The sequence below is a fragment of the Streptomyces sp. STR69 genome (assembly GCF_024519455.1).
GTDB lineage: Bacteria > Actinomycetota > Actinomycetes > Streptomycetales > Streptomycetaceae > Streptomyces.
The window spans coordinates 17189-22592 of sequence record NZ_JALJRY010000018.1 but is presented as its reverse complement, the minus strand read 5'-3'; the positions used below and the strand labels follow the sequence as shown (position 1 = coordinate 22592).

General features: G+C 67.3%; 6 protein-coding genes. All 6 read right to left on the bottom strand.

Translation table 11 applies throughout. The annotated features are described in order from the left end of the window. Window position 1 precedes the first annotated feature (1 nt). The 6 genes from OC490_RS30230 to OC490_RS30205 all read right to left on the bottom strand — a co-directional run bounded on the left by OC490_RS30230 (window position 2) and on the right by OC490_RS30205 (window position 5387). A complete protein-coding gene (locus OC490_RS30230) occupies window positions 2-361 on the bottom strand; it encodes a hypothetical protein (RefSeq protein WP_262061193.1) in 360 nt (119 codons plus the stop codon). Beyond that, the gene (locus OC490_RS30225) at window positions 351-815 is read right to left on the bottom strand and encodes a YbaB/EbfC family nucleoid-associated protein (RefSeq protein ID WP_262061192.1); all 465 of its coding nucleotides are present in this window, start codon (window positions 813-815) and stop codon (window positions 351-353) included. Before OC490_RS30225 ends, OC490_RS30230 begins: the two co-directional genes overlap by 11 nt. Continuing rightward, window positions 812-4021, bottom strand: a complete 3210-nt coding sequence (locus tag OC490_RS30220; RefSeq protein WP_262061191.1) for an AAWKG family protein — start codon at window positions 4019-4021, stop codon at window positions 812-814. The genes OC490_RS30225 and OC490_RS30220 overlap by 4 nt, the downstream gene beginning before the upstream one ends. 51 nt (window positions 4022-4072) lie before the next feature. Beyond that, complete coding sequence (locus OC490_RS30215) at window positions 4073-4528, bottom strand: type VII secretion system-associated protein (protein WP_262061190.1); 456 nt, start codon at window positions 4526-4528, stop codon at window positions 4073-4075. A 103-nt stretch (window positions 4529-4631) separates the two neighbouring features. Then, window positions 4632-4955, bottom strand: a complete 324-nt coding sequence (locus OC490_RS30210; RefSeq protein ID WP_262061189.1) for a WXG100 family type VII secretion target — start codon at window positions 4953-4955, stop codon at window positions 4632-4634. Between the two features lie 84 nt (window positions 4956-5039). Next, entirely contained in the window at window positions 5040-5387 is a 348-nt protein-coding gene (locus tag OC490_RS30205) for a hypothetical protein (protein WP_262061188.1), read from the bottom strand. Window positions 5388-5404 lie beyond the last annotated feature (17 nt).

The window sequence follows — 5404 nt, the reverse complement described above, 5'->3', positions numbered from 1 at the left end:
CTCAGTGCTTTCCGCCGCCGGTCGACTCGTCCGAGGTCTGTGCCGCGACCTGCGCGATGCTGTCCAGCGCGTAGCCCTGGGTACCGGTGATCTGCGCGGTGCTGTCGAGCGTTCCCTTGGCGATCCCCGCGATCGCTCCGAAGATCGCGGTGCCGATGTCGAGGACGTCGTTGACGTTCTGCCGGTACGTCTGGCCTGCCTGCAGGGCGTACTCGTCGTTGATCCCCGGCCACTGGTCGGTCGGCCTGCGCTGGGAGTTGAAGGTCTCGTTGAGGCTGCCGGCGAAGTCGCCTATGTACTTGATGTTCTCCGAAGCCGCCCGCAACCGGGACGTGTCCGCCGTGTACTTGTCACCTGCCACGTTCCGCCTCCGCGTCCTCGTCGATCTCGTCGCGCAGCCGGTCGCCGCGCGAGCGGTACGGTCCGGGGTCCGCCGCTCCGCCGGAGAACAGGGACCCGAAGATTCGCTCCCAGTCGGCGGAGGAGCCGTCGGCACCCGGCACCGGGGGGATGGACCGGGCCAGCGGCTCGAACGCCTCCACCACCTGCTGGGCCATCTGGGCGCGGCCCCGGTCGGCCGCTTCCAGGATCGCGGCGGCCAGTTGCTTGGCCTCCTGATTCCCGTACCTGCCGTCCAGGAACTCCAGACCGGTTAGCTCGCCCTGGGGGCCCACCGTGACCTTCACCGAGCGGTCCCGGGCCACCACCGTCACCGAGGCGTGCCGCAGCTCCGCCTCGGTCCGGGCGACCGCCGCCTCGGTCGCCCGCAACTCCGCGGTCGCCTTGGCGATCCGCTCCTCCATGGATTCCCTCATCGACCGATCACCGCCGGTGCGCCTCCTTCGTCCGTACCCCAGACGTCGTCGTCCTCCTCGGCCCACGAGCCGCGCTCACGGTCGCTGCTCTGGGTCTGGGTCTGTCCGGGCCCGCCGCCGGCGCCGGGCAGGTACGGCATGCCCCCGCTCGTCGTGGCCGTGCCCCTGCCGAAGCCGGGCACCAGGGCCTCCTCTTCGTCCTCGACCCGCTGCGCGGCGCGGGTGGCGGCCCGCCCACGGCGGTTGCCGGCGCCCCGGGTGGTGACCCCGGTCTCGTCCATCACGTTGCGCACCCGCTCGCCGGACCCCGACCCGGACCCGGAGCCCGCACCGCCCGTGCCCCCGGACATGGGAGGGAAGCCACCGGAGTTCAGCGGCGTGCCGCTGCTCGCCGCGGCGGCGGTCGCCGTGGCGGGGGGGGTGAGGGTGGCCGGGGAGTAGGGCGACTGGTACTCGTAGTCGTCGTAGCCGGGATCGCTGGACGTCGATACGCCACCGTTCAGCGTGGTCGAGGAACCGATGCCGCCGCCGACACCGGTGCCGGACGACAACGAGGGTGTCGTCAGCGTCGGTACGGACGTGGTGGCGACCGGGTTGAGCGAATGGACGGTGGCCGGCGGGATGGTCACCGTGGGGGTCGTCACCGTGGGACTGGGAATCGTCACCGTCGGGTTGGCAGTCGGGTCGTTGACCGGGGTCGTCACCGTGGTGTCCGGCAGCGTCGGGGTCGTCAGCGTCGGTTCGGTGAGCGTGGGGCTCGTCTGCGCCGGGTTGAGCGGGCTGGTGACGGACGTGCCGTCGGGCTGGGTGATGGTCGACGTACCGGCGTTCGGGTCGATGGTCATCGAGCTGCCGTCGGGGTACGTGGTCGTCACGGTGCCGCCCGGGTTGAGCGTCGTCGTGCTGCCGTCGGGGCTCACCACCGAACCGCCCGGGTTCAGCGGAGTGGTCACCGAGGTGCCGTCCGGCAGGGTCAGCGTGGAGGTGCCGGCGGTCGGGTCGACCGTCCTGACACTGCCGTCCGGATACGTCGTGGTCACCGAACCGTCGCTGTTCACCACGGAGGTGCTGCCGTCCGGGCCGACGACGGTACCGCCGCCGTTCAGCGGGGAGGTGACCGAGGTGCCGTTCGGCAACGTCACCGTGGACGTACCGGCGTTCGGGTCGACGGTGGTGGTACTGCCGTCCGGGAACTTCGTCGTGACCGAGCCGTCCGGGTTGAGCGTGGACGTGGAACCGTTCGGGTTCGTCACCGAGGAGGTGCCGGTGTCACCGGGGTTCAGCGGCGCGGTGATGGTCGAACCGTCCGGCAGGGTCACCGTCGAGATGCCCGCGTTCGGGTCGACGGTCGTGGTACTGCCGTCCGGGAAGGTCGTGGTGACCGAGCCGTCGGGGTTGAGCAGGGAGGTGCTGCCGTCCGGGTTCGTCACCGAGGAGCTGCTGGAGTCATTGGAGTTCAGCGGCATGGTGGATCTGTAGCCCACCTGCTCCGGGGTCGGCGTGCCGGTGTCCGTGTTGAGACCCGACGACAGGTTCAGCGCTTCCTTCTTGTCCTTGTCGTACTGCGCCTGCGCGGCGGCTTCCTTGGCGTCCGCGTCGGCCTTGTCCTTGGCGGCCTGGGCCTCCGCGTCCTGCTTGTCCTTGTCGTACTTCGCCTCGGCGGCGGCTTCCTTCGCGTCCGCGTCGGCCTTGTCCTTCGCCGCTTTGGCGTCGGCGTCGGCCTTGTCCTTGTCGTACTTGGCGGTGGCAGCCGCCTCCTTCGCGTCCGCGTCGGCTTTGTCCTTGGCCGCCTTCGCGTCGGCGTCCTGCTTGTCCTTGTCGTACTTCGCCTCGGCGGCGGCCTCCTTGGCGTCCGCGTCGGCTTTGTCCTTGGCGGCCTTGGCGTCGGCGTCGGCCTTGTCCTTGTCGTACTTGTCCTGCGCGGCCTTGGCGTCGGCCGCGGCCTTGGCCGCCGCCGCGTCGGCCTTCTCCTGCGCGAGGTCCGACTGCTCCTGCGCGTAGAAGTCCTTCAGGGTCTCGTCGCCCGTCGACTTCACCTCAGGGAACTTGAAGCTTCCCCAACTGTTGTAGATCACCGTCATTGCATGCGAGGCGGGCGTTTCGAGGTTGTCCCGGATCGACTGCTGCCACTGTCCTACGGCGTGTTCGCCGACCTTCTTCCAGGTGCCGATGTCGTCCAGCCGCCCGAGCGGACCGGTACGCGGGGCGTTGAGGTCCTGCAGGAACCCGGCGTCGGTGGAGTACGAGTCCGAATAGCTTTCGGCCGTGTAGTTGAACTCATGGTTGATGTGGGTGATGTTGTTGTCCCACACCCAGTTGGCGATGTCCGCAAGGTCGTCGTACAGCCACCGCAGTGGATTGCCCATCTGCAACTGCCAGGAGTTCCAGGCGTTGTAGAGGTCGCCCGCCGCGTTCATGAAGTCCTGCCGCGCCTGCCGCAGGGCGTCCCCGTGCGCGGACGTCGCGCCGCCGCCGGGGCGCAGCTTCTTGTCGTAGGCCTCGTACTTCTTGCGGAGGATGTGGACGAGGTCCCAGAACAGACCCGCCGCGTTTCCGCGCCACGAGGAGTCCTCCTTGCCCAGCGCGTTCTCCCAGGTCTGGAGCTGGTCGAGCTGGTTCTTGAAGAACAGCGCGGAGCGGTCGAAGGCGTCGGCGGCGCTGGTGAAGGAACCGAGGTCGACGGCGTCCTTCTGATCGACCAGCAGGTTGTTCCAGCTGAAGTCCTTGGTGGTGTTCGGCGTGTCCATCAGCCGCATCAGGGCGAGGCCGCCGCCGTAGGCGTACTGGGTCCAGGGTGCGGAGTCCCAACTGGTCGGTGAGTCACCGAGTTTGTAGCTGCTGGCGAACTTTCCGCCCATGTCGATGCCGCCGGCCGGGACGTCGTGACCGTTGGTGCCGAGCAGGGTGATGCGGGCCTTGTGCATCGACACGTCGTCCTGAGCGCCGTTTCCCCCCGCGATGTAGAAGGGGATGACGAAGTCGGTGTTCTCGATGCGCCAGCCGGCGTTCTCGACGATCCAGTGGAGGTCGTGCGGATCCACCGCCTCCATGTTCTTCTTGGAGATCTCCACCTTCATGAGAGGGATTTCATTGTTCCCTTTCAAGGTGTCGAACACGGTGCTCCGCTTGGGCAGCGGATAACCGGTGAACAACTGGACGGCGGTGTACCAGTTGTCGTTGGTGTCGTCGAGTGGTGACACCGGCATGGGGGGATCTCCGTCCGATGGATGCGATGGCCGAGTACGAGCGGACGGACCTCAGGAGCCGGAACCGGAGCCGCTGGTCCCGCTTGATCCGCTGAGGTCACCGTCGACGTTGGAGAACACGTCCAGGAAGTCCTTCCCCTCGATCTGGGTCAGGTTGGTGTTCTGTGTCGTGAGGAGGGTGTCGATGGTGGTCTTGATGTCGTCGTGGATGTTGGAGAAGAGGTCCGCCTGGTCCTCGTAGATGGTGATGATCGACTGCGCCGCGGACGCCACCGCCTTGTTCAGGCTGAGGCCCTGCACGGAGTCGTCCACGGCCATCTTTCCGATGGCGAGCGGCTTGTTCTGCGGGCGGGAGGTGTCGGTGACCTTCCCGCCGATGACGGTCCCCAGGCTCGGCGACGGGTCGTCGACGTTCTCGATGGTGTCGATCGCCTTGCTGAACGGCTCGATGTTGTTGGTGAGGAAGTTCTGTAGCCACGCACTGTCCATCCGGGTCACGTCTGCCACGGTGGTCCCCTCCCGAGAGGCGCGTTGTCGCCGTCAGTTCGCTGTGCCGTTCCGGCGTGCCGGGCCGGGCGGGCGAAGGCGCCGCGCCCGACCGGTCACCGGTTCACCTGCCGATGGGGATGTCCGACCACATCTGGGCGAGGGACTGCTCGCTGTAGCGGTAGTTGCCGGAGACGTCGTTGAGCAGCGTGGCGTGCGTGCTGAGCAACTGCTCCATGGCCTTGACAGCGTTGTCCCAGGCCTGCTGCTTCTGCCGGTACATGTCGGCGTCCGAGCCGTACCACGTCTTGGAGAGTTCGTTGAGCTCCAACTCCAGGGAGGACAGCGTGTTGGCGATCGCCTTGGTCTGGCTGACCAGGTCATCGGCCGCGTTGTCCATGTGGGAGTAGTCGACGTAGATGAAACCGTCGGTCAGGTTGTCGGCCATTCGAGTCCTCTTCTCACAACGGTCATCAGGGGTGCGGAAATGTCCTGGGTCACCCGGGGTGCCCAGGCGGAGCCGGGTGAAGCGTCAGCCGCTGAGCGTGTCGAACACCGACTGGGCCTGGTTGTACGCCTGGTCGATGGAGTCGTTCGACGAGCCCTGCTGCTTGCCGTGCTGCACGAGGCTCTGGTTCAGCCCCTCGATGACGTCCTTGAGGTTCTTCAGCACGATGTCGCACTGGTCCTCCCACTGGCTGATCAGGCCGCCGTACTTGCCGCCGTCGCTGCCCTGGTATCCCGAGGCGAGGTTGAACCTCGTGTTCTCGACGTCCTGCTTCGAGTTCTGGATGCCGCTGAACGCCGTCTCCAGAGCCTGGACCCCATTGCGGGTCGAGCTCTCTGATGACTGCTGGCCGTTCGATACGCCGTCGGGCATAGGGTTCGCCTTCCCTC

Excerpts from the sequence above, each read along its gene's own strand:
- OC490_RS30225 (WP_262061192.1), bottom strand. The coding sequence starts at position 815 with ATGAGGGAATCCATGGAGGAGCGGATCGCCAAGGCGACCGCGGAGTTG.
- OC490_RS30220 (WP_262061191.1), bottom strand. The coding sequence starts at position 4,021 with ATGCCGGTGTCACCACTCGACGACACCAACGACAACTGGTACACCGCC.
- OC490_RS30210 (WP_262061189.1), bottom strand. The coding sequence starts at position 4,955 with ATGGCCGACAACCTGACCGACGGTTTCATCTACGTCGACTACTCCCAC.
- OC490_RS30205 (WP_262061188.1), bottom strand. The coding sequence starts at position 5,387 with ATGCCCGACGGCGTATCGAACGGCCAGCAGTCATCAGAGAGCTCGACC.